Consider the following 19,352-nt stretch of genomic DNA (forward strand, 5'->3'; position numbering starts at 1 on the left):
GCTCTCTCCAGGATCAGTTTTCAGGTCTTTTCACGCAGCGGAAACCGACATGGCTGGTCGACGTATCCTCCGGCTCGGCATGGCGGGCGGCCGGGCGGTAACGGCGGCAATAGTTCGGTGCACAAAGATGCGAGCCGCCCTTCAGGACGCGCCGGGGAATGCGGATGTCAGGCAAATTCGGATCGTAGCTGGCCTCGACAGCCCCGCCACGCGGGTTTTGCGGGATGCAACATGACTTGTTGGCCGGTTCCGGGTGGTGTGTCGACCAGTAGTCCGTCGTCCATTCCCAGACATTGCCGATCATGTCATAGGCGCCGTACCCGTTTGGCGCGAAGGATTTGACCGGCGTCGTCCGGTCCTTGCCGACGGGCTTGGTGTTGTGGGTCGGAAAAGTGCCTTCCCAGGTGTTTGCCATGGCGACGCCTCCCGGGGTCAGTTCATCACCCCAGGCGAACTCGACATCGTCAAGCCCGCCGCGCCCGGCCAGTTCCCATTCGGCTTCCGTCGGCAAATCGAGACCTGCCCAATCCGCATAGGCCTTGGCATCGCAGAAGGCCACATGCACGACGGGATGATCGAGCTTACCGCGCAGATCACTCATGCCGCCATAGGGGCGGCGCCAGTTCGCACCGAACTTGAAACTCCACCACTGGCTGATGTCCGGCCCGTTGACCGATTTCGGTGGCGTGAAGACCAGCGAACCGGCTCTCAGCATCTTGGGCAACGCACCCGGATAATCCTTCGGGTCCGGCGCCTTCTCCGCAAACGTCACATAACCGGTGGCTTTCACGAATTCCGTGAACTGGCGGTTCGTCACAGGGGTCGCCTCAATCCAGAAGCCATCGACCTTGACAGGGTGAGGGGGAGCCTCTTCCGGATAATGTTTGTCAGACCCCATCGTGAAGGTACATCCAGGGATCCAGAGCATCTCGCTCAACGCCAATGATCTGTCTTTTTCGCTATCCAATGCCAATGTCATGGCAGCCTCCGAATTCCGATGCCGGCACTATCGCAACGGCGATGCGCTTTACGGAAGTACGTTACAGTAACAACGCCTCCCGGACAGCTGCGTCTTTCCAGCAACGTCACATCACGATGTGGTGACCAGACGGTAAACTTGACGCCGGAACCGCAAGGTCCCGTTGGAAAGGCCAGCGATTGGCTGCATAAGGGCTTTGACCCGATTCCTCCGCGATAAGACGCACGGCACAATGCTTGTTTGGCGAGCGTGATGGCTGCTTCATCCAGATGAACGGGACGATATTGCAGACCAGCGAATTGATGGGGCTCATGACGACCGATCACAGTTTTTCCCGCCGCGGTTTTCTCGGCGTTCTTGCGGCGGGCACACTTGCCGGCTGTACCACATCGATGCCGGGTGGCCGTTCTGCGCCGACCCCGGCACGGATAACCCGCCCGATCGGCCCACCATCGGATGCCGAATTGCAGGTGATGTATGGCCCCGTCGAGGATGGCGGCTATCTCATTCCGGCCGTTCCTTACCAGCAGATCGATCCGAAATTTTACCGGCAGCGTGTCTCCGATCCGACTGGCCAGGCGCCGGGAACGGTCGTTGTCGATACGCCATCGCGTCTTCTCTATGTCGTCGAGCCGGGCGGAACCGCAATGCGCTACGGCGTCGGCATCGGCCGTGACGGCTTTGCATGGCAGGGTGACGGCATCATTCACTGGCGCCAGCCCTGGCCGCGCTGGAAGCCACCGAACGAGATGGTGGCGCGCACACCGAGCCTTGCCAAATACTCGATCGCCAATGGTGGCATGGAGCCGGGTCTGAAAAATCCGCTGGGCGCGCGCGCGCTCTATATCTTCCAGAACGGCGAAGATACGCTCTACCGTCTGCACGGCAATCCGGAATGGAAGTCGATCGGCAAGGCCGTTTCGTCCGGCTGCGTACGGCTGATGAACCAGGACGTCATCGATCTCTACAAGCGCGTTCCGGCAAAGGCAAAGATCGTCGTCTGGCAGTAACCTTTGGGAGGCAGGTGCAAACTGCACCTGCCTCCCGCAAGCTGCAGCGCGAATATTAACCGGACGCTAACCTCGATGTCCGATTCTTCGATGATCGGGCAGACATTGTTCTGATTTGATACGCTCGACAAAACTTTGGCACGATTTCCAGCGATAGACGCTTTCATGATTTCTCTGCATGCCCTTCATAACGCCTCGACGCGCATTCGCTCCGCCCGCACGGTTGTGTCGCGGACGCTGGCAGCGCTTGCTCTTGGCGTTGCACTATCGGGTTGCATGGCGCTTGATGATCTCTCCGAGGCACCGCCAAAACTGTCGGGCAAGATGATCGCGGAAATGTCGAAGAAGGGCATGAAGCCGGAAAGCCCGGTTCTGGTGCGCATCTTCAAGCAGGAAAGCGAGCTGGAAGTGTGGAAGGTCAACAAGACGGGCGCCTATGCCCTGTTGAAGACCTACCCAATCTGCCGCTGGTCCGGGGAGCTCGGGCCAAAGACGAAGGTCGGCGACCGCCACGCGCCGGAAGGTTTTTATCATGTCTCGGCAGGCATGCTGAACCCGAACTCGCAGTTCTATGTCTCCTTCAATCTCGGTTATCCCAACAAGCTGGAATCGGCGCTTGGCTATACCGGCGAGGCGCTGATGGTGCACGGCGCCTGCTCGTCGTCCGGCTGCTATGCGATGACCGACCAGGGGGTCGGCGAAATCTATGCGATCGTCCAGAGGGCGCTGGCGGGCGGGCAGGAGAAATTCCAGGTCCAGGCCTATCCTTTCCGCATGACGGCACAGAACATGGCGACGCATCGCGGCGATCCGAACATGCCGTTCTGGCGCACGATCAAGGAAGGCTACGACGCCTTCGAGGTAACGCGCCGCCAGCCGAAGGTGTCGGTCTGCGAGCGCCGCTACGTCTTCAACAAGGAATTCGAAGGCGGCGAGCCGACTGACGCGCTGGCTGCCTGCCCCCCGGTTGTCAACCAGCTCGAGCCGCAGGCCATGGCCCGGATCGAGGCGGAGGAGCGCAAGCTCGATACAGCGATCACCGGCTCCATTCCCACAAGCTCGACCCTCAGCGCCTATTCCGATGGCGGCATGCATCCGAGTTTTCGCGCCTTGTTGAAGGCGCAGGGACCGAAGAAACTGGCAGCCAGCATTTCCGGCACCCAATACCCGATCAGCCGCCCTGATGCTGCCCTCGCGGATCCTTTTGACGGGCGATAACATCTTCGATCTGTAACGCGGCGGGTGGGCGCCCGTGGTCTCGGCGGTTTATCCTGGCCAAGCTGCCCGGTTCTGCTATTCCACTCTCCAGTGCCATTTGGCGCATTCCAAATGCTTGCTCTCGCACGCAGATGGCCTATCTTCACAGTCACGACAATGCTTCGGCGGGAGCCACATGGCCAACGATCCCTACAAAACCCTCGGCGTGGCGAAAACCGCGACGCAGAAAGAAATCCAGAGCGCCTATCGCAAGCTTGCCAAAAAGCTGCACCCGGACCTCAATCCCGGCGACAAAAGCGCCGAAGATCGTTTCAAGACGGTCTCGGAGGCTTATTCGGTGCTGGGCGACGAGGACAAGCGGGCCCGTTTCGACAAGGGCGAGATCGACGGCGCGGGAACCGAACAGGCGCCGCGAAACTATTACCGCGAATATGCCGGCGCTCCGGGCAACGATGCGCGTTACCAGAACAGCAGCGGATTTTCCGACTTTACCGATACCGACGATATTTTCTCCAGCTTCTTTTCACGGCGGGGACCGATGCGCGCCAAGGGCAGGGATCTGCAGTTCTCCATGGAAGTGAACTTCCTCGATGCGGTCAACGGTTCGAAGGAGAAGATCACGCTGCCGGACGGAACCGTGCTCGACCTGCAGGTGCCGCCTGGCACCCAGGAGGGCCAGACGCTCAGGCTGCGCGGCAAGGGCGATCCGGGCTCTGGCGGCGGCCCAGCCGGCGATGCGCTGATCGAAATCCATGTCCGGCCGCATCCGTTCTTCACCCGCGATGGCGACGATATCCGCATCGACATGCCGATTTCGCTGCGCGAGGCAATCCTTGGCGGCAAGGTCAACGTCCCGACGATTTCCGGCAGCGTCGTGCTGACTTTGCCGCCGCATTCCAATAGCGGCAAGACGCTGCGGCTGAAAGGCAAGGGCGTTGCCAAGCGCGGCGGCGGCAACGGCGACCAGTACATTACCCTCAAGATCATGCTGCCGGAGACTGCCGATCCCGAACTGACGGCTTTCGCCTCCAGTTGGGGAGCGGGCCAAGCCCACAATCCTCGAAAAGCCTGGGGAGATTGACATGGACCATCTGGAGTATTGCGAGCGTCTCAGCATCGTTTCCTCCACACTGACATTATGGATCGACCGTCAATGGATCATTCCGGAACTGACCGAGCAGGTCGAGGCGTTTCACGATGCAGACCTGGCGCGGGGGCTGCTGATCCTTGATCTCTCAGAAAGCATGGGCGTCAACCAGGATGGGATCGACGTGATCATGGCGCTGGTCGATCAGGTGCACGGCCTGCGCGCCAAACTGCACGCGTTGACCGATGCAGTTCGCGAGCAGGACGCCGATATTGCCGAGCGCGTGGTAAAGAAGCTCGAGGGCATGCGATAACAGGCGAACGCGTACCTGATCTCCGACTGGCGGGCTTGCCTTGCCACGACACCAATCTGACGGGAGGGTTTTTCCGATGCGGCACACCTATAGCCTCGACCATTTTGCCCTTCTGGTCCGCGACCTTCCTCGCAGTATCGCTTTCTACACCCATATCCTCGGCTTCACCCCGATCGAGCGAGCCGGCAGCGCCAATGTCGCGTGGCTGACCATCGGCGGCCTCGACACGATCCATTTGATTGAGGGCGATTTTGGCGCGACGCATCTCACCAAGGACACGCATTTCGCGCTACGCATCGAAGACTTCGACGCCTTTGTTGCTGATATCACCGCCAAGGGTGTGACATTCTACGACTGGCCCGGAAACACCGGCCAGATCGGCATCCGCCGCGACGGTTTCCGGCAGGCCTATGTGCAAGATCCGGACGGGTACTGGATCGAGATCAATGATCATACGCGGGCGGTTGCGGGTGGGCGGGTTACCTCTTCCTTCGCGGGCGATCGCACAAAATCAACATCTTAGCCATAGGTTAAGTGTTGGATGTTGTTGGCGTGCGGCTTGTTCCTTTCCACGAACCTCCCTTCACCTGCAATTTTTAACACTTACTGACAGCTACGACGCTGTAATTACATTCTCTCTCGCCACGTGGAGAGTGAGGGCCAGAAATCTTGGCCGTCTTCGCGTATCTTCTCTGTCACCACAAAATTATGGCCCGAGAAATCTCCCGGGCCATAGATAATCAATCTGTCGAATCCAAGCAAATAATGGCCTGAACGCCGCTCCGCCCCAGGAAATTCACGCCCTCCAGCGGGCCAGTCCAAACAAGTATAGCCGAGTCCAAACATAAGTTGTCCAGTACCCCATACCTAGGAAATCCAAGGTATACTCGGCATAAAAAAAGCCCGGCGATCAGGCCGGGCGAGGGGTTGGTTTAAGCGACTTAGGTTGGCAGGTCGCTTTTCCTGTAGAAGGTGGCTCCAACTTCGAGCCTTGTGAAAGCAGGCTCGACGTTAGCCAGATCGAGATCACGCTTGATTACCCGGATGGCCTTTAGTTGTTCCGAGGCTAGCTGGTGAAGCGATCTATAGCTTTCTGAAAATGCGTCGAGCGTTGCGGTACTGAAGACGCGCTGCCGACACCTCTTTACTGGATTGATTGCCTGTTCCGATCCGATCACGCCGCAGTTTGCTAACCGGGTAAACACCTTAATGTTCAAAACTACATATCTTGCAGCTTCTACGGCAGACAAGCCTGGCATCGGTGGCAGCGTCGTGTGCGATGCGACTTCGGTCGGGTCCAACCTGAAAGCGCTGATGCCCGAGGTGGACGGGTCAAGCTTCACAGTGGTCAGTTTGCCTGCGAACAAGAGATCGAGAATCTCGGAGAATTTGCAGCTAGCCCTGTGTGCCGTTTCCGAGAAAGAACTGAGATGGTCACCGTCTTCGAAGTTCGAGGTGACATGCGCCTGCATGCGGGACAAGAGATCGTCGAGATCAAATTTCGAAAACATGGGGCCGAGGCGAAGCTCTCGGCTGCCTTCGATAGCTCGTTTAACATATCCCCGTCTTGTGATCGTACTCCACAGGGTACGCTCGGCGTTGAGATATGCACGCGCTTCACCGTCGGTGAGGTAGCCTCTTGCTTCCGACATAACCCTGTCGACATCTTCAACGGGCATGACCACTCGCCAATCGCTGATCGAATTTGCTGTTTGATCAATAAGGCCCGCAGCTTCGGCAAATTTGCGGGTTGTAACAGGGTGAAACCCATATTGTTTACTGGCAGACTTGATCGTGTGGAAACGCCGATCAGTTACGGGGGTAAAGATTACAGTACCAGGATCGAAGGGGATGTGCGACAGCGCGACCTCTCTAACGATTTGGCGAAGCTCGTCAGAGCCGTTGTCGTAGCGTTCCTGCATAAGCCAATCGTAGACTCGGCCGTAAAGTACCCGGCCCCCTGCGGCGGACCGTCCTTCCCAGAAATCTTTATGCAGTTCGACCAAGTGCTGTCTGAGTGCCGCTTCACCACCAAAAGAGAATTTGAAGCCTGCCTCTGCGCACGAGAGTGCTTGTTCCGCGAAGTTGTCACGCTGAGGGGCGTGGTACTTCGAGGAATAGCACTGGTGTGTCGGTAAGTGGTTGTTTGTATAATAATATACTACATGATACTAACTGGACAAATGAGCGTGCGTTGCAACGACTGGCATTGCCCTCGTCTTACACTGACGACCAGCCGGGCGATAATCTTGCAGTCAGCAAGACATCCAGATACGCGGGGAACGTGATCAGCCTTTTCGAACGTGTGCGTACCCGCCGGTGCTCGGACGAAAGCGGTCTCGGACAAGGCGTTTCTGCGGTTTGGGATTGGCATTGATCAATTTTAAGAAGGCGGAAAATCCGAACTTGGGCACTTGGCTCATATTGCTGAATTCCTGTGGTCGATTGATCTGAAGTAGCTCCCTCATCCCTGAATGCTTTTTGTTTTGTATGTTGCCCCGGGCAGGGCCAGCCTGCCTGGGACATCTCTTTGAGTTGGCAACTATGGCAACCTGGGTTTCAGCAATCACCGCATCGAAAGCGCGGAGGCCGGTTTTGCTTCAAGTCTGGCCAATATCGAGCGGACTTGCCAGACTTGGCTTCGGTTGTCAGGCGAACGCAATTTATTCCTCACGCTCACCTGCTTTGGATTCGTCCAATCAAAATTGGCCAGGGCATTTCACCGTTGGATTCGACACAATCATTTTTCAACCGGCGATCAGCTGCAGCCGCTTGTGGCTCCACACGTGTCGCACTTCTCGCAGGTGCCGTTGCGCACCATCGTGAAGTTCTGGCACTCCGAGCACATGTTGCCGGTGTAGCCCTGTGCAATCGACCGGATGCGGCGTTCGGCTTCGATCTTCTTTGCGTCCGACTTCGCGGCTGCGGCTTCGGCCGCTGCCTTGTCGGAGAAGAGGGCCGTCACTTCGCTGGTGGTTTCGACGTCCGTCGTCTCTTCCGCGATCTCTTCGGCCAGTTCCGCAGCCCGCTCCTCGTAATCGCGCTTGAAGGCGACGATTTCGGAGGTCGAGATGGCAACTGTCGTTTCGAGCTTACGCGCTGCACTGCCGGAGAAGGCGGTGATCGTTGCGCCCGACGATGCCTTGGCGGGAGCAGCGGTTGCAGCCCCCTTCGGCTCGCCGGAAGCACGGTCGATCTGGCCACCAGAGACGAGCGTCGGCTTGTGGCCGCGGGTCCAGCCGGTGGAGATCAGGTTGGTCTTGCCTTCCTGGATGCCCTTGCCGAGTGCGGTGTTGCCAAAGTCGGACGTGTCGACATGGGCAAGATCATGGCGGTTGAGGTAGGAGACGGCGAGTTCGCGGAACACGTAGTCGAGGATCGACGTGGCATTCTTGATCGCGTCATTGCCCTGCACCATGCCGGCCGGTTCGAACTTGGTGAAGGTGAAGGCCTCCACATATTCTTCCAGCGGAACGCCATATTGCAGACCAAGCGAGATGGCGATGGCGAAGTTGTTCATCATCGCACGGAAAGCGGCGCCTTCCTTGTGCATGTCGATGAAGATTTCGCCGAGACGGCCATCGCCGAATTCACCGGTGCGCAGGTAGACCTTGTGTCCACCGACGATCGCCTTCTGGGTATAGCCCTGGCGGCGGTTCGGCAGTTTTTCACGCTCGCGGGTGACCCGTTCGATGACGCGCTCGATGATCTTCTCGGTGACGGTCACAGCCTGGGCGGCGGCGGGCGCTGCCAGGAAATCTTCCATCGCATCCTCGTCCTCATCGTCCTCGATCAGCGAGGCGTTGAGCGGCTGGGAGAGCTTGGAGCCATCGCGGTAGAGCGCGTTGGCCTTCAGCGCCAGTTTCCAGGACAGCATGTAGGCGGCCTTGCAATCCTCGACCGTCGCCTCGTTCGGCATGTTGATGGTCTTGGAGATTGCGCCGGAGATGAACGGCTGGGCGGCTGCCATCATGCGGATGTGGCTTTCGACCGAGAGGTAACGCTTGCCGATCTTGCCGCACGGGTTGGCGCAATCGAAGACGGGCAGGTGCTCGTTCTTGAGGAACGGTGCGCCCTCCAGCGTCATCGCGCCGCAGACATGCACGTTGGCGGCTTCGATGTCCTTCTTGGAAAAACCGATATGCTCCAGCAGGTTGAAGCTCATGTCGGCGAGCTGCTCGTCAGAGACCTTCAGCGTATCCTTCAGGAAGTCGACACCGAGCGTCCACTGGTTGAAGACGAACTTGATGTCGAAGGCAGCCTTGGTGGCGGCGTTGATCGCCTCGATCTTGTCGTCGCCAAAGCCCTTGGCCTTCAGCGAGCCGGGGTTGATGGCCGGAGCCTGGTTGATGTTGCCGTGACCGACGGCATAGGCCTCGATCTCCGCAATCTGGCTTTCCGTGTAACCGAGCGTCCGCAAGGCTTCCGGAACGGCGCGGTTGATGATCTTGAAGTAACCGCCGCCGGCCAGCTTCTTGAATTTTACCAGAGCGAAATCAGGCTCGATGCCGGTCGTGTCGCAATCCATGACCAGACCGATCGTGCCGGTCGGTGCGATGACCGAAACCTGGGCGTTGCGGTAGCCATGTTTTTCGCCAAGTTGCAGCGCCTTGTCCCACGCGGCGGTCGCATGAGCGATCAGTGCCTGATCCGGGCATTCACCATGGATCAACGCCACCGGATTGACCGACAGACTTTCATAACCCTGGGTTTCGCCATGGGCGGCGCGGCGGTGGTTACGGATGACGCGCAGCATCGATTCGCGATTCGGCTTGTAGCCCGGGAACGGGCCAAGCTTGGCAGCGATTTCAGCCGATGTGGCATAGGAAACACCGGTCATGATGGCGGTGAGGGCACCGGCAATAGCGCGGCCTTCGGTTGAGTCGTAGGGGATGCCCGAAGACATCAACAGACCACCGATATTGGCGTAGCCGAGGCCCAGCGTACGGTATTCATAGGAGCGCTCGGCGATTTCCTTCGACGGGAACTGCGCCATCATCACCGAGATTTCGAGAACCAGCGTCCAGAGGCGGACGGCATGCTCGTAGTCGGCGATATTGATGTTCTTGGTGGCAGCATCCTTGAACTGAAGCAGGTTCAGCGAGGCGAGGTTGCAGGCCGTGTCATCCAGGAACATGTATTCCGAGCAGGGGTTGGATGCACGGATCGAGCCTGCGGCCGGCGAGGTGTGCCAGTCGTTCATGGTCGTGTTGAAATGCAGGCCCGGATCGGCCGATGCCCAGGCAGCGTGGGAAATCTGTTCCCAGAGATCGCGGGCCTTCAGCGTCTTCATCACCTTGCCGTCCTTGCGGGCGGTGAGGTTCCAGGTGCCGTCGGCTTCGACAGCGCGCAGGAAGTCGTCCTTGAGGGAGACGGAGTTGTTGGAGTTCTGGCCGGATACCGTGAGGTATGCTTCCGAATCCCAGTCGGTGTCGTAGGTCTTGAACTCGATATCCTTGTAGCCTTGCTTGGCGAACTGGATAACGCGCTTGACGTAGTTTTCCGGAACCTGGCTCTGCTTGGCGGCCTTGATTTCGCGCTTGAGGGCAGGGTTCTGCTTCGGGTCGTAGCAGGCGTCGTTATCGGCCGTGCAGTTGACGCAGGCCTTCATGATCGCCTTGAGGTGCTTGGCAACGATCTTGGAGCCGGTAACGAGGGCAGCAACCTTCTGCTCTTCCTTGACCTTCCAGTTGATGTAATCCTCGATATCCGGGTGATCGATATCGACGACGACCATCTTGGCCGCACGGCGCGTGGTGCCGCCCGACTTGATAGCGCCGGCAGCGCGGTCACCGATCTTCAGGAACGACATCAGGCCCGACGACTTGCCGCCGCCCGACAGGCGCTCGCCTTCGCCGCGCAGGTACGAGAAATTGGAGCCGGTGCCGGAGCCGTACTTGAACAGACGGGCTTCACGCACCCACAGGTCCATGATGCCGCCTTCGTTGACGAGATCGTCACCGACCGACTGGATGAAGCAGGCATGCGGCTGCGGATGCTCGTAGGAGGATTTCGACTTCACCAGCTTGTTGGTGAACGGATCAACATAGAAATGGCCCTGGCCGGGGCCATCGATGCCATAGGCCCAATGCAGGCCGGTGTTGAACCACTGCGGGCTGTTCGGCGCGACGCGCTGGGTGGCCAGCATGTAGGCAAGCTCGTCACGGAAGGCGAGGGCGTCTTCTTCGGATGCGAAGTAATTGCCCTTCCAGCCCCAATAGGTCCAAGTGCCGGCCAGGCGATCGAAAACCTGGCGGGCGTCGGTTTCGGAACCGTATTGTTCTTCCTTCGGCAAGTCCTTCATGGCGGCGAGATCGGCTTCCGAGCGCCATAGCCAGGACGGAACGGAATTTTCTTCCACCTTCTTCAGGCGCGCGGGAACACCGGCCTTGCGGAAATATTTCTGCGCGAGAATATCGGCCGCGACCTGGGAAAACTGGGCAGGCACATCGATATCCGCGAGACGGAACACGATCGAGCCATCGGGATTCTTGATCTCGCTGATGGCCTTGCGGAACTCAATTTCAGCATAGGCCGATTGGCCTGGTTTGGTGAAACGACGTTCGATCTGCATCTGTCCCTTGTCCTTTGTTTGCCGCATGCCCGAACCCATTCAAAGGCTCAGGGCGCAATTGTTCGCATCCGGCCGCGCGTTGAGCGTGCAGCCAGTTTCCGTTTTCCGCCTTGATGGGAAACCCGTCTCGGGAACCCTGTATCTTGTGCTGATTGCAGCTGCAAATACTAAATATAGTATCAACAGCTTCCTTACGCCAGCTTTTTGTGACGTGTTTGGCGCCTGGAGAGATCACAAAAAATAACCGTCACGACCAATGGATCATCCACCGGACAGTTTTGAAAACACAGACGATTTCTTCTGAAATGAACCGGCCTCGTTACTTTCCGGTCCCGCCGCCGCCGCAACGTAGAAACCATTAACGGTATTCGACCCGAGTCCGTCAAGGGCTGGTTTGTGTCGTAATTGCGAACACCAGATGTTGTGTGTGTGACCTGTGGAAAACGGGGACAGTGGGCATATCAAGCAAAATCAGATGCTTCGCCGGGTTCCCTCCAGCATCGTCCGCAGCGGCAAGCAAATTTGCAAAATTTTGCGGGTGAGAAACCACAGTATATTTACCATGGTGCCCGGCGGTCATAGCCAAGCCGGGCGAAATGTGGCGGTGGGACAAACTGATTCGGAAAGAGGGGCAACCGGCTCAAAGTGCGTCGAGATTGATACCGATGGTAATGGCACCGATCGGCTTACCGGTCTTGGGATCGGACACGGTCAGGCTGGCCTGCGATTGCAGCATTTGCGTCGATTCATCCTTTTGCGCGGCATCGACGAAAAGGGCCGAGGATCCGGCAAGGTAGGTCTTCTGCCATTTCAACTCATCCCCCTGCCAATAATCGGAACTGATCTCACTTTCGCCAACAGACAAACCCTTCGCATCGATCACAAGGATTTCGGTGACGACGCCACCGGAGGCGGCCTGCTTTGCCTTCAGGAATTTTGACAGCGGATTACCGATGACCGCATCGATCAGCGGCCGGACGTCCCCTGAAAACTCTGCGCGCCAGTTGGCATCCAGGCGATCGATCGCTGTCTGGCTCATGTGGGAATGGAGGGCGTTCTGGCTTCTGAGCGCTTTTATGATGATCGGGTCTTCGATCCACGCCCGAATGTTGGCCTCGATATAAGCGGTGACCGGCGCCACGTGAACATCGCTCGCCATTGCCGGAGGAACCGGCAGCAAACAGAGCGTTGCGCCAATCGCAGCCCTAACGCGCGTGTTGCGCACCGTCATGCGTCCTTCTTCTGCGATCCGTTGAGAAAAGCCCTGGAGCCTTCTGCTCGGCGCCTGTTTCCGCGGCGAAGGCGCCGCAGAAAATAGATTAATTTAGTGAAACAGATCGTTGTTTACACAGGGATATTCATGAAGCGTCGTATGCGGCGGCTAGTAAGCCGCTTCACAAGACCGCCTCAGCCGCGCGATCCCTTGGCGATCGGCTCTTGATAGGTGAATCCCATGTCCCAGGGGAAGTAGATCCATGTATCCTGGCTGACCTCGGTCACGAATGTATCGACCTGCGGCCGGCCCTTTGGTTTGGCATAGACGGCGGCGAAATGCGCCTTTGGCAGCATCGCGCGGACCACGGCTGCGGTCTTGCCGGTGTCGGTGAGGTCATCGATGATCAGTACGCCTTCGCCCCCATCAGCCTTCAGCTCCTCCGAAATCCCCTTGAGGACGTACATCTGCCCCTGTGCATCATAGTCATGATAGGAGGCAACGCAGACTGTCTCAATCAGCCGGATGTTCAACTCGCGACAGACAATCGCCGCCGGAACGAGGCCGCCGCGGGTGATGCAGACAATCGCCTTCCACTCGCCGCCATTGTCGGCAAGACGCCAGGCCAGCGCACGTGCGTCACGGTGAAACTGGTCCCAGGAAACGGGAAATGCTTTTTCAGGAAGTGACATGCTCAAGCTCCAGTTGATCGAGGCATCCGGTTTCGGGAGTGGTGCGGACGACGGGGGTCGAACCCGTACAGATCTCTCCGAGGGATTTTAAGTCCCTTGCGTCTACCAGTTTCGCCACGTCCGCGTGTTTTTCCTTTCAGACACTTGGGCTTTAAGGTCAATAGGCTGCTTCCCAAAACATGATCCGGGCAACACATTTGATCCCGATTAAGCAATAATAGCCGATTTGCAAAAACCCCTCAAACCACAGGGTTATGCCAAACCGGCTGCAGACTTATAATAGTATTATGAATCAATGCTGGGGCATGGACGACGTGTTGCAAGAAATCCCATTGACGTGGAAGCCGATCCGGAACCGCTCGTTCGCTGGCATGCTTGGCCAGCAGGAACTGGCTTATGTGTTGCAGCATGACGGTCAGACGAGTTGGGAATGGATGGTTTCCGGCTGCAACGGCACGATCCGCTACGACTTCCAGTCCGCTGAAACGCTGGATGAGGCGAAGGCCGCCGTCCAGGCCAGTATTGACGAATGGTTTCGGCTGGCGGGCCTGCTGAACACGTCCACATCGGCGTAAACGGTTTTTCCAGGCGGATGGTACATAGCGTGTATTATCAAAAAAATCAACTATCGATAATAATCAGCAAGAACCCATAGTTGAATTACAACCATTGAATATTACTATCGGTATCGCAATCGTTGAAAAATGAGGCTTCCGATGTCGGATAAAACGCATGTCACGGATCTTCTGCAGGCTGCAAAGTTATTAGCCGACTCTCAGCAGAATGTAATGCTGAGTTATCTGATCTGCATGGCCATTCTTGAAGCGAAGCAGGTCCCGAAGGAGGGAACCGCAAGGGCGGCGTGAGGTAAATCCGGTCATCATTCACCGGGGCAGAAGTCACCGGGGCAGAGAAATAGCGGCTGATCGTTTTTGGGGAATGAAGAGCAGTATCTCGATTGAGCTGCGGCCTCTTGGCATTAGGTCCAGTGATTAACCCTACCCGTGAAGGTTAATCAACGGTTTCAGTTGATGCACCGGTAGAACAGCGCTTTAACCAGTGATGCCGAGGGAGGGAAACTCGGCATTTTCAGTACCAAACCATAAGCCCCTCTTCGGCGCCGGAGAGGGGCATTCTGGTTTCGTTAAACCGCAAACGCGCCAGATGTGCCGCACTTATGTTGGCACGTCGCCGCCGTCTATTGATCCTCGACAACGGCTTCCGGCCGGTCACCGCCGTCTGCATGTTCAAAATGCCATCGGCCGCTTGGATCCTGAAAACTGATTTCTTCATCGTCGCCGCCGACCTGCTGCTCGGCTGCTGCGGCCTTTGCTGCCGCTACCGCTATCTCGCGGTTCGGGAAGGTCTCGGAAAACACGTCGGCAAGCTTGTAGGCCCAGCCGCCATCGTGCTCGACAATCGCATACACCACTTTGGTCATCTCGTACTCCCTGGAGTGCGCCGCATTCCAATATCTCATGGAGTCGACGTGACCGGACTGGAACGGCCAGTGTGGCAAACGTTCCCGTCGCCAAAACCTACGTTGCACATTGCCGCAGCGCATCCTGGCAGCGCAAAGTAGCATGAAACACCGGCGTTTTTCCAGTTTTCCAGTTGCCGGAGGCAGTAGCCCGGCCTTTTAGCCTTTCCCATATGGCGCACAGACGAAAAAAGGGCGGTCTTGCGATCGCCCTTCACACCTGTCGTAATGGTCTTTATGTCGCTCAGGCCGACAGCTTGGCGGCGATCTTGGCAACATGGGCGCCCTGGTAGCGTGCGGCTTCCAGTTCGATTTCCGATGGTTGGCGCGAACCGTCGCCGCCGGTGATCGTCGATGCGCCATAGGGCGAGCCGCCCTTGATTTCATCGACGCCTGTCTGTCCCTGGAAAGCGTAGGGCAGTCCGACAACGACCATGCCCTGATGCATCAGGGTCGGAATGAAGCCGAGGATCGTCGACTCCTGGCCGCCATGCTGGGTTGCCGAGGACGTGAACACCGAGCCGACCTTGCCGACTAGCGCGCCCTTCATCCACAGACCGCCGGTCTGATCGACAAAATTGCGCATCTGCGACGCGACAGTGCCGAAACGCGTACCCGCGCCAAAGATGATGGCGTCGTAGTCGCCCAGTTCATCCGGCTTGGCGATTTCGGCAGCCTGATCGACCTTGAAATGAGAGGCTTTGGCAACGTCGGCCGGCACCAGTTCCGGCACGCGCTTGACGGTGACATCGGCGCCCGCGGACTTGGCGCCCTCGGCGACGGCATACGCCATGGTTTCGATATGTCCGTATGCCGAATAATAAAGCACCAATACCTTAGCCATCGTATTCTCCTTTGAGTTGGCAATTCCGCTTGATTGCCGCTGGAGATCGGATTTATCAGTTTACCTGTCCGTTGTCAGAAGCGAAGCGGGCGACAGACCGTTCGAGAATAAGAGACAATCGGATTTTTCGACTGAACGATCCCAGCGTTACATAGGACCTTCCGATGACCAGCGAAAAAATCGTCACCGCCGCCATGCTCGCCATCGGCGACGAATTGCTCTCCGGCCGGACCAAGGACAAGAATATCGGCCATCTGGCAGATGTACTGACGCTGGCCGGTATCGATCTGAAGGAAGTCCGTATCGTTGCCGACGACGAGCCGGCGATCGTGGCGGCTCTCAACGGGTTGCGGGCTGAATACGACTATGTCTTCACGTCGGGCGGGATCGGCCCGACCCACGACGATATCACCGCTGATGCGGTGTCACGGGCGTTCGGCGTCGCGTGCATTCACGACCCGGATGCCATGACCCTGCTTGGTGCCATGTATTCGCGGCGCGGCCTGGAGTTTACCGAGGCGCGGCAGCGCATGGCGCGTATGCCGGATGGCGCACGTCATATTCCGAATGCCGTATCGACAGCGCCCGGATTCATTATCGGCAACGTTCACGTGATGGCCGGCGTCCCACAGGTCTTCCAGGCGATGCTGGATGCGCTCCTGCCACAGCTGGAAAGCGGTACCGTCGTCAAATCGCGCACCGTGCGCTCTCCTTTCGGGGAAGGCGATATTGGCGGGCCACTCGGCGAGGTGCAGAAGGCACATCCGCTGACCAGCATCGGGTCCTATCCAAAGTTCGACGGTACGTCGTTTTCGACCGATCTGGTGATCCGTGCCCGCGACGAAGCCTTGCTCGATGCGGCGGAAGCGGATGTGAAGGCGATGATCGAGACAATCGCCGCATCGAAAAGCAACGCCTGAGTTACTAAGGCGTTGGAGACATTGCGGCGATCGTAAATTTCTGATCGACGCTTGCGGACTTGCCGCTGTTCAGATCGTTGAAGTGAAACCGGAGCACATAATCGCCAGCTGCGGCACCACTGACATCCGTGGTCAATGTCGCGTAGATTTCCTGATTGCGGAAGAAGCTGGTGAACGTGAAGTCGCCAAAAGCCTTCTGGTTGGCAAGCACTTCACCTGAAGCGCTGAGGATATCCAGGTCGACCGTAAAATGCGTCTGTACTTTTCCGGCCGCCGCCGGTGTCCAGGTGAGGCCAATCGGCTCGACATAAGAGACGAGGGCTTCGCCCGGCTTGAATATCGGCTGCGGTTTGGGCTCATACATCGCGTAGCCAACCGGAGGAACTCCTACGAATACAGCCTTGCCGATGGAAAACGGCAGCGTTGATGAAAACGCGCCGGTTGCCGAGCGCAAAAGATCATGAGCACCCAGCGTATCGCCAGAGGCTGCCAGCGCCTCGGCTTTGGTTGCTGCGTCGGCAAGCGGGCCGGCGAGGGCGGGTGCCGCCAGCAACAACAGGAGCGGTAGCGCGCTGATTGCGGCCGTCAGGCCACCTCTACGATTGTCGGTGCGCATTGCCTCTCCCCTGATCCTGCGTTGATTGCGGATGTTCGGTATTTGCCGACCGGTGTCAAGGCAGGCCGTCACTTCAAACAAAGGTGATTTAAATACTCCACTTATTGACGAATAGCTGTGGTTTCGTCAGCGGCGTTGTGGCATAGGCAGGGCCATACGAACACCAACGAAAGACCGCATCCCATGAAGCAGGACGTTGATAATGCCGTCGAGGCTTTGCGCGCGTTGTTCCCGGCGACGCCGCTGCAGCTCAACGATCACCTGAGTGCCCGCTACGGCGCGACGATTTATCTTAAGCGCGAAGACCTTTCCCCGGTGCGATCCTACAAGATCCGCGGCGCGTTCAACTTTTTCCGTAAGGTGATCGCGGCTGGTGGAATCGGTAAGACCTTTGTCTGCGCGTCCGCGGGCAATCACGCACAAGGGTTTGCCTTCGTCTGCCGACATTTTGGCGTGCCGGGCGTCGTCTTCATGCCGGTGACGACGCCGCAGCAGAAGATCGACAAGACCCGGATGTTCGGCGGGGAATTCATTACCATCAAGCTGGTCGGCGACTTCTTCGACCAATGCTACCAGGCGGCGCGCGATCACGTCGAGCGTATCGATGGCGTCATGGTTCCGCCTTTCGACCATGCCGACATCATCGAGGGACAGGCAACGGTGGCAGTCGAGATGATCGAGCAACTGCCGGAGGGCGTCGTTCCGGATCTGGTGATCATGCCTGTCGGCGGCGGCGGGTTGTCTGCCGGCATGACCGGCTATCTGAAGAGCAAGGTTGCTCCCGGCGCTTTCGTGTTCTGCGAACCGGAGGGTGCACCCAGCCTGCGCCGCAGCCTGGAGACGGGTTCCGTGGTGACGCTGGAACAGGTCGACAACTTCGTCGATGGAGCGGCCGTCGGACGTATCGGCGATCTCAACTTCGCAGCTCTCAAGCATTTTTCGATAGACCAGGTTCTGCTTCTGGCAGAAAACGCGATCTGCGTGACAATCACCGACATGCTCAATGTCGAAGGTGTCGTGCTGGAACCGGCCGGAGCCTTGTCGATCACGGCGCTGGAAATGCTGGGGCGGGAGGCCCTGGAGGGAAAGACCGTCGTTGCCGTCGTCTCTGGTGGTAATTTCGACTTCGAACGCCTTCCTGACGTCAAGGAACGGGCTATGCGGCATGCAGGCCTGAAAAAATACTTCATTTTGCGGATGCCGCAGCGCCCGGGCGCACTGAAGGACTTTCTTGGCCTGCTCGGCGAAGACGATGATATCGCCCGGTTTGAATACCTGAAGAAATCGGCGCGGAACTTCGGCTCCATCCTGATCGGTATCGAAACCAAACATCCGGAGAATTTTCCAAAGCTGAAGGCCGCCTTTGACGGTGCCGGTCTGCATTATCAGGATATCACCAACAACGAGATATTGGCCAACCTGGTTATCTGATATTATCGTTTTATATCTGAATGTTGATTTGTTTTATTAAACCAATCAACGATGATTTCTGCGAGATGCCCTGTTGTCTTTGGCGACAGGGCATCGCCAGCAACCACGTGCCCATAGGGATCGTCTATATCACCGGGGTCGAGAACTACCGCAGGTCCGCCCCAACGCGCGGCGACGGCAGATGTTTGCCGTGCATCGACAACCTGATCTCCCGGAGATTGAATGAACAGCGCTGCGGTTGATATCGCTTCAAAGGGCAGTGTCCGGGCTTGCGCGACTAGCGATGCCATCGGCAGCAGCGCGCGGACCGGATAGTCCGTGGTCCAATAGGCGGCGTGCAGGGCGTTGATCGGAACGAAGGAGCGGCGGCGGCCAAGGGTAAGGCGTGCGCTGAGACGGGCAAGCGGTGCAGTCAAAAGGAACGCGCCACGCCCCCTGATCCTGAAGTTCGGAGCAAGCAGGACGGCACCGGCGACGCGGTTTACCCACTCCGGCTGCGATAAGGCCCACGTGGCGAGTGTTGCGCCGGTCGAAGTTGCAATAATGAGTGTTCTTTCACCAAGCAGGCCGGCAATATCCAGTGTCTCGCGCATGTCAGCCCGCCAGTCGGTCACCGAGGCCTCGGTCATCGCGTCGCCGCTGCGGCCATGTCCGGTCAGGCGCGTATAAAACAGGTTGGCGCCCAGCGCCTTTGCCACCAGATCGGGCAGGGGCCGGACCTCGCCTTTGGACGCGGAAAAACCATGAATGTAGACAATGGCAAGCGCTGTCCGGGGCTTTTCGGCAGGATCGGCCCAAATGACCTGCTTGGCCAGGCCGGGCCTGATATCGGGAAGGGCCGATTCGCTGGCGGCCAGATATGCCTCGACATCGTCAATCGATCCGATGGCCGAAAAACCCGATATCATGATCGCGACAGCAGCCTCGTCATTCCGTTTCTCCTCTAGCCTGGGCATGGATTACTGATGAAAGAAG

At 58.0% G+C, this 19,352-nt stretch carries 17 protein-coding genes and 1 tRNA gene; 8 read left to right on the forward strand and 10 right to left on the reverse strand.

The window, feature by feature from the left end:
* Positions 1 to 13 precede the first annotated feature (13 nt).
* Positions 14 to 979: a formylglycine-generating enzyme family protein gene (locus ASD36_RS15100; RefSeq protein WP_060505470.1), complete on the reverse strand. Its 966-nt coding sequence runs from the start codon at positions 977 to 979 to the stop codon at positions 14 to 16.
* A 311-nt stretch (positions 980 to 1,290) separates the two neighbouring features.
* On the opposite strand from ASD36_RS15100, the gene ASD36_RS15105 reads away from it, so the two are divergent.
* The 5 genes from ASD36_RS15105 to ASD36_RS15125 all read left to right on the forward strand — a co-directional run bounded on the left by ASD36_RS15105 (position 1,291) and on the right by ASD36_RS15125 (position 5,130).
* Positions 1,291 to 1,989 carry a L,D-transpeptidase gene (locus tag ASD36_RS15105; RefSeq protein WP_060505641.1) on the forward strand — a complete coding sequence of 233 codons (699 nt, stop codon included), beginning with the start codon at positions 1,291 to 1,293 and terminating at the stop codon, positions 1,987 to 1,989.
* Positions 1,990 to 2,157: 168 nt separating this feature from the next.
* Entirely contained in the window at positions 2,158 to 3,207 is a 1,050-nt protein-coding gene (locus ASD36_RS15110; protein WP_060511086.1) for a murein L,D-transpeptidase family protein, read from the forward strand.
* Positions 3,208 to 3,382: 175 nt separating this feature from the next.
* Positions 3,383 to 4,288: a J domain-containing protein gene (locus ASD36_RS15115; protein WP_060505469.1), complete on the forward strand. Its 906-nt coding sequence runs from the start codon at positions 3,383 to 3,385 to the stop codon at positions 4,286 to 4,288.
* 1 nt (position 4,289) lies between these two features.
* The gene (locus ASD36_RS15120) at positions 4,290 to 4,607 is read left to right on the forward strand and encodes a chaperone modulator CbpM (protein WP_060505468.1); all 318 of its coding nucleotides are present in this window, start codon (positions 4,290 to 4,292) and stop codon (positions 4,605 to 4,607) included.
* A 76-nt stretch (positions 4,608 to 4,683) separates the two neighbouring features.
* Positions 4,684 to 5,130, forward strand: a complete 447-nt coding sequence (locus ASD36_RS15125) for a VOC family protein (RefSeq protein WP_082512231.1) — start codon at positions 4,684 to 4,686, stop codon at positions 5,128 to 5,130.
* A gap of 418 nt (positions 5,131 to 5,548) precedes the next feature.
* Here the strand turns inward: ASD36_RS15125 and ASD36_RS15130 are convergent, their stop codons facing one another.
* From ASD36_RS15130 to ASD36_RS15150, 5 genes are all read right to left on the reverse strand, one after another.
* Entirely contained in the window at positions 5,549 to 6,529 is a 981-nt protein-coding gene (locus ASD36_RS15130; protein ID WP_156393861.1) for a hypothetical protein, read from the reverse strand.
* Positions 6,530 to 7,365: 836 nt separating this feature from the next.
* Positions 7,366 to 11,181, reverse strand: coding sequence for a vitamin B12-dependent ribonucleotide reductase (locus tag ASD36_RS15135; RefSeq protein WP_060505639.1), 3,816 nt, complete (start codon positions 11,179 to 11,181; stop codon positions 7,366 to 7,368).
* Between the two features lie 640 nt (positions 11,182 to 11,821).
* Positions 11,822 to 12,412: a hypothetical protein gene (locus ASD36_RS15140; RefSeq protein WP_060505466.1), complete on the reverse strand. Its 591-nt coding sequence runs from the start codon at positions 12,410 to 12,412 to the stop codon at positions 11,822 to 11,824.
* A gap of 176 nt (positions 12,413 to 12,588) precedes the next feature.
* Complete coding sequence (gene gpt / locus ASD36_RS15145; RefSeq protein WP_037095505.1) at positions 12,589 to 13,086, reverse strand: xanthine phosphoribosyltransferase; 498 nt, start codon at positions 13,084 to 13,086, stop codon at positions 12,589 to 12,591.
* A 39-nt stretch (positions 13,087 to 13,125) separates the two neighbouring features.
* Positions 13,126 to 13,210, reverse strand: a tRNA-Leu gene (locus ASD36_RS15150).
* Between the two features lie 208 nt (positions 13,211 to 13,418).
* Between ASD36_RS15150 and ASD36_RS15155 the strand changes: the two genes are divergently transcribed.
* Positions 13,419 to 13,661 (forward strand): hypothetical protein, encoded by a 243-nt coding sequence (locus ASD36_RS15155; RefSeq protein ID WP_244482276.1) that lies wholly within the window; start codon positions 13,419 to 13,421, stop codon positions 13,659 to 13,661.
* A 623-nt stretch (positions 13,662 to 14,284) separates the two neighbouring features.
* Here ASD36_RS15155 and ASD36_RS15160 read toward each other — a convergent pair.
* Both ASD36_RS15160 and wrbA read right to left on the reverse strand, forming a co-directional pair.
* Positions 14,285 to 14,527, reverse strand: coding sequence for a DUF2188 domain-containing protein (locus ASD36_RS15160; protein ID WP_060505465.1), 243 nt, complete (start codon positions 14,525 to 14,527; stop codon positions 14,285 to 14,287).
* Between the two features lie 283 nt (positions 14,528 to 14,810).
* Positions 14,811 to 15,410, reverse strand: coding sequence for an NAD(P)H:quinone oxidoreductase (gene wrbA / locus ASD36_RS15165; RefSeq protein WP_060505464.1), 600 nt, complete (start codon positions 15,408 to 15,410; stop codon positions 14,811 to 14,813).
* Positions 15,411 to 15,574: 164 nt separating this feature from the next.
* On the opposite strand from wrbA, the gene ASD36_RS15170 reads away from it, so the two are divergent.
* On the forward strand, positions 15,575 to 16,330 hold the full coding sequence (locus ASD36_RS15170) for a competence/damage-inducible protein A (RefSeq protein ID WP_060505463.1): 756 nt from the start codon (positions 15,575 to 15,577) through the stop codon (positions 16,328 to 16,330).
* Between the two features lie 4 nt (positions 16,331 to 16,334).
* Here the strand turns inward: ASD36_RS15170 and ASD36_RS15175 are convergent, their stop codons facing one another.
* Positions 16,335 to 16,946: a hypothetical protein gene (locus ASD36_RS15175; protein WP_060505462.1), complete on the reverse strand. Its 612-nt coding sequence runs from the start codon at positions 16,944 to 16,946 to the stop codon at positions 16,335 to 16,337.
* Between the two features lie 183 nt (positions 16,947 to 17,129).
* Between ASD36_RS15175 and ilvA the strand changes: the two genes are divergently transcribed.
* Positions 17,130 to 18,377, forward strand: coding sequence for a threonine ammonia-lyase (gene ilvA, locus ASD36_RS15180; RefSeq protein WP_060505461.1), 1,248 nt, complete (start codon positions 17,130 to 17,132; stop codon positions 18,375 to 18,377).
* A 2-nt stretch (positions 18,378 to 18,379) separates the two neighbouring features.
* Here the strand turns inward: ilvA and ASD36_RS15185 are convergent, their stop codons facing one another.
* A complete protein-coding gene (locus ASD36_RS15185; protein WP_244482274.1) occupies positions 18,380 to 19,333 on the reverse strand; it encodes an alpha/beta fold hydrolase in 954 nt (317 codons plus the stop codon).
* Positions 19,334 to 19,352 lie beyond the last annotated feature (19 nt).

It is taken from the genome of Rhizobium sp. Root1334 (genome assembly GCF_001426665.1).
In the GTDB taxonomy this organism is placed as follows: Bacteria; Pseudomonadota; Alphaproteobacteria; order Rhizobiales; family Rhizobiaceae; genus Pararhizobium.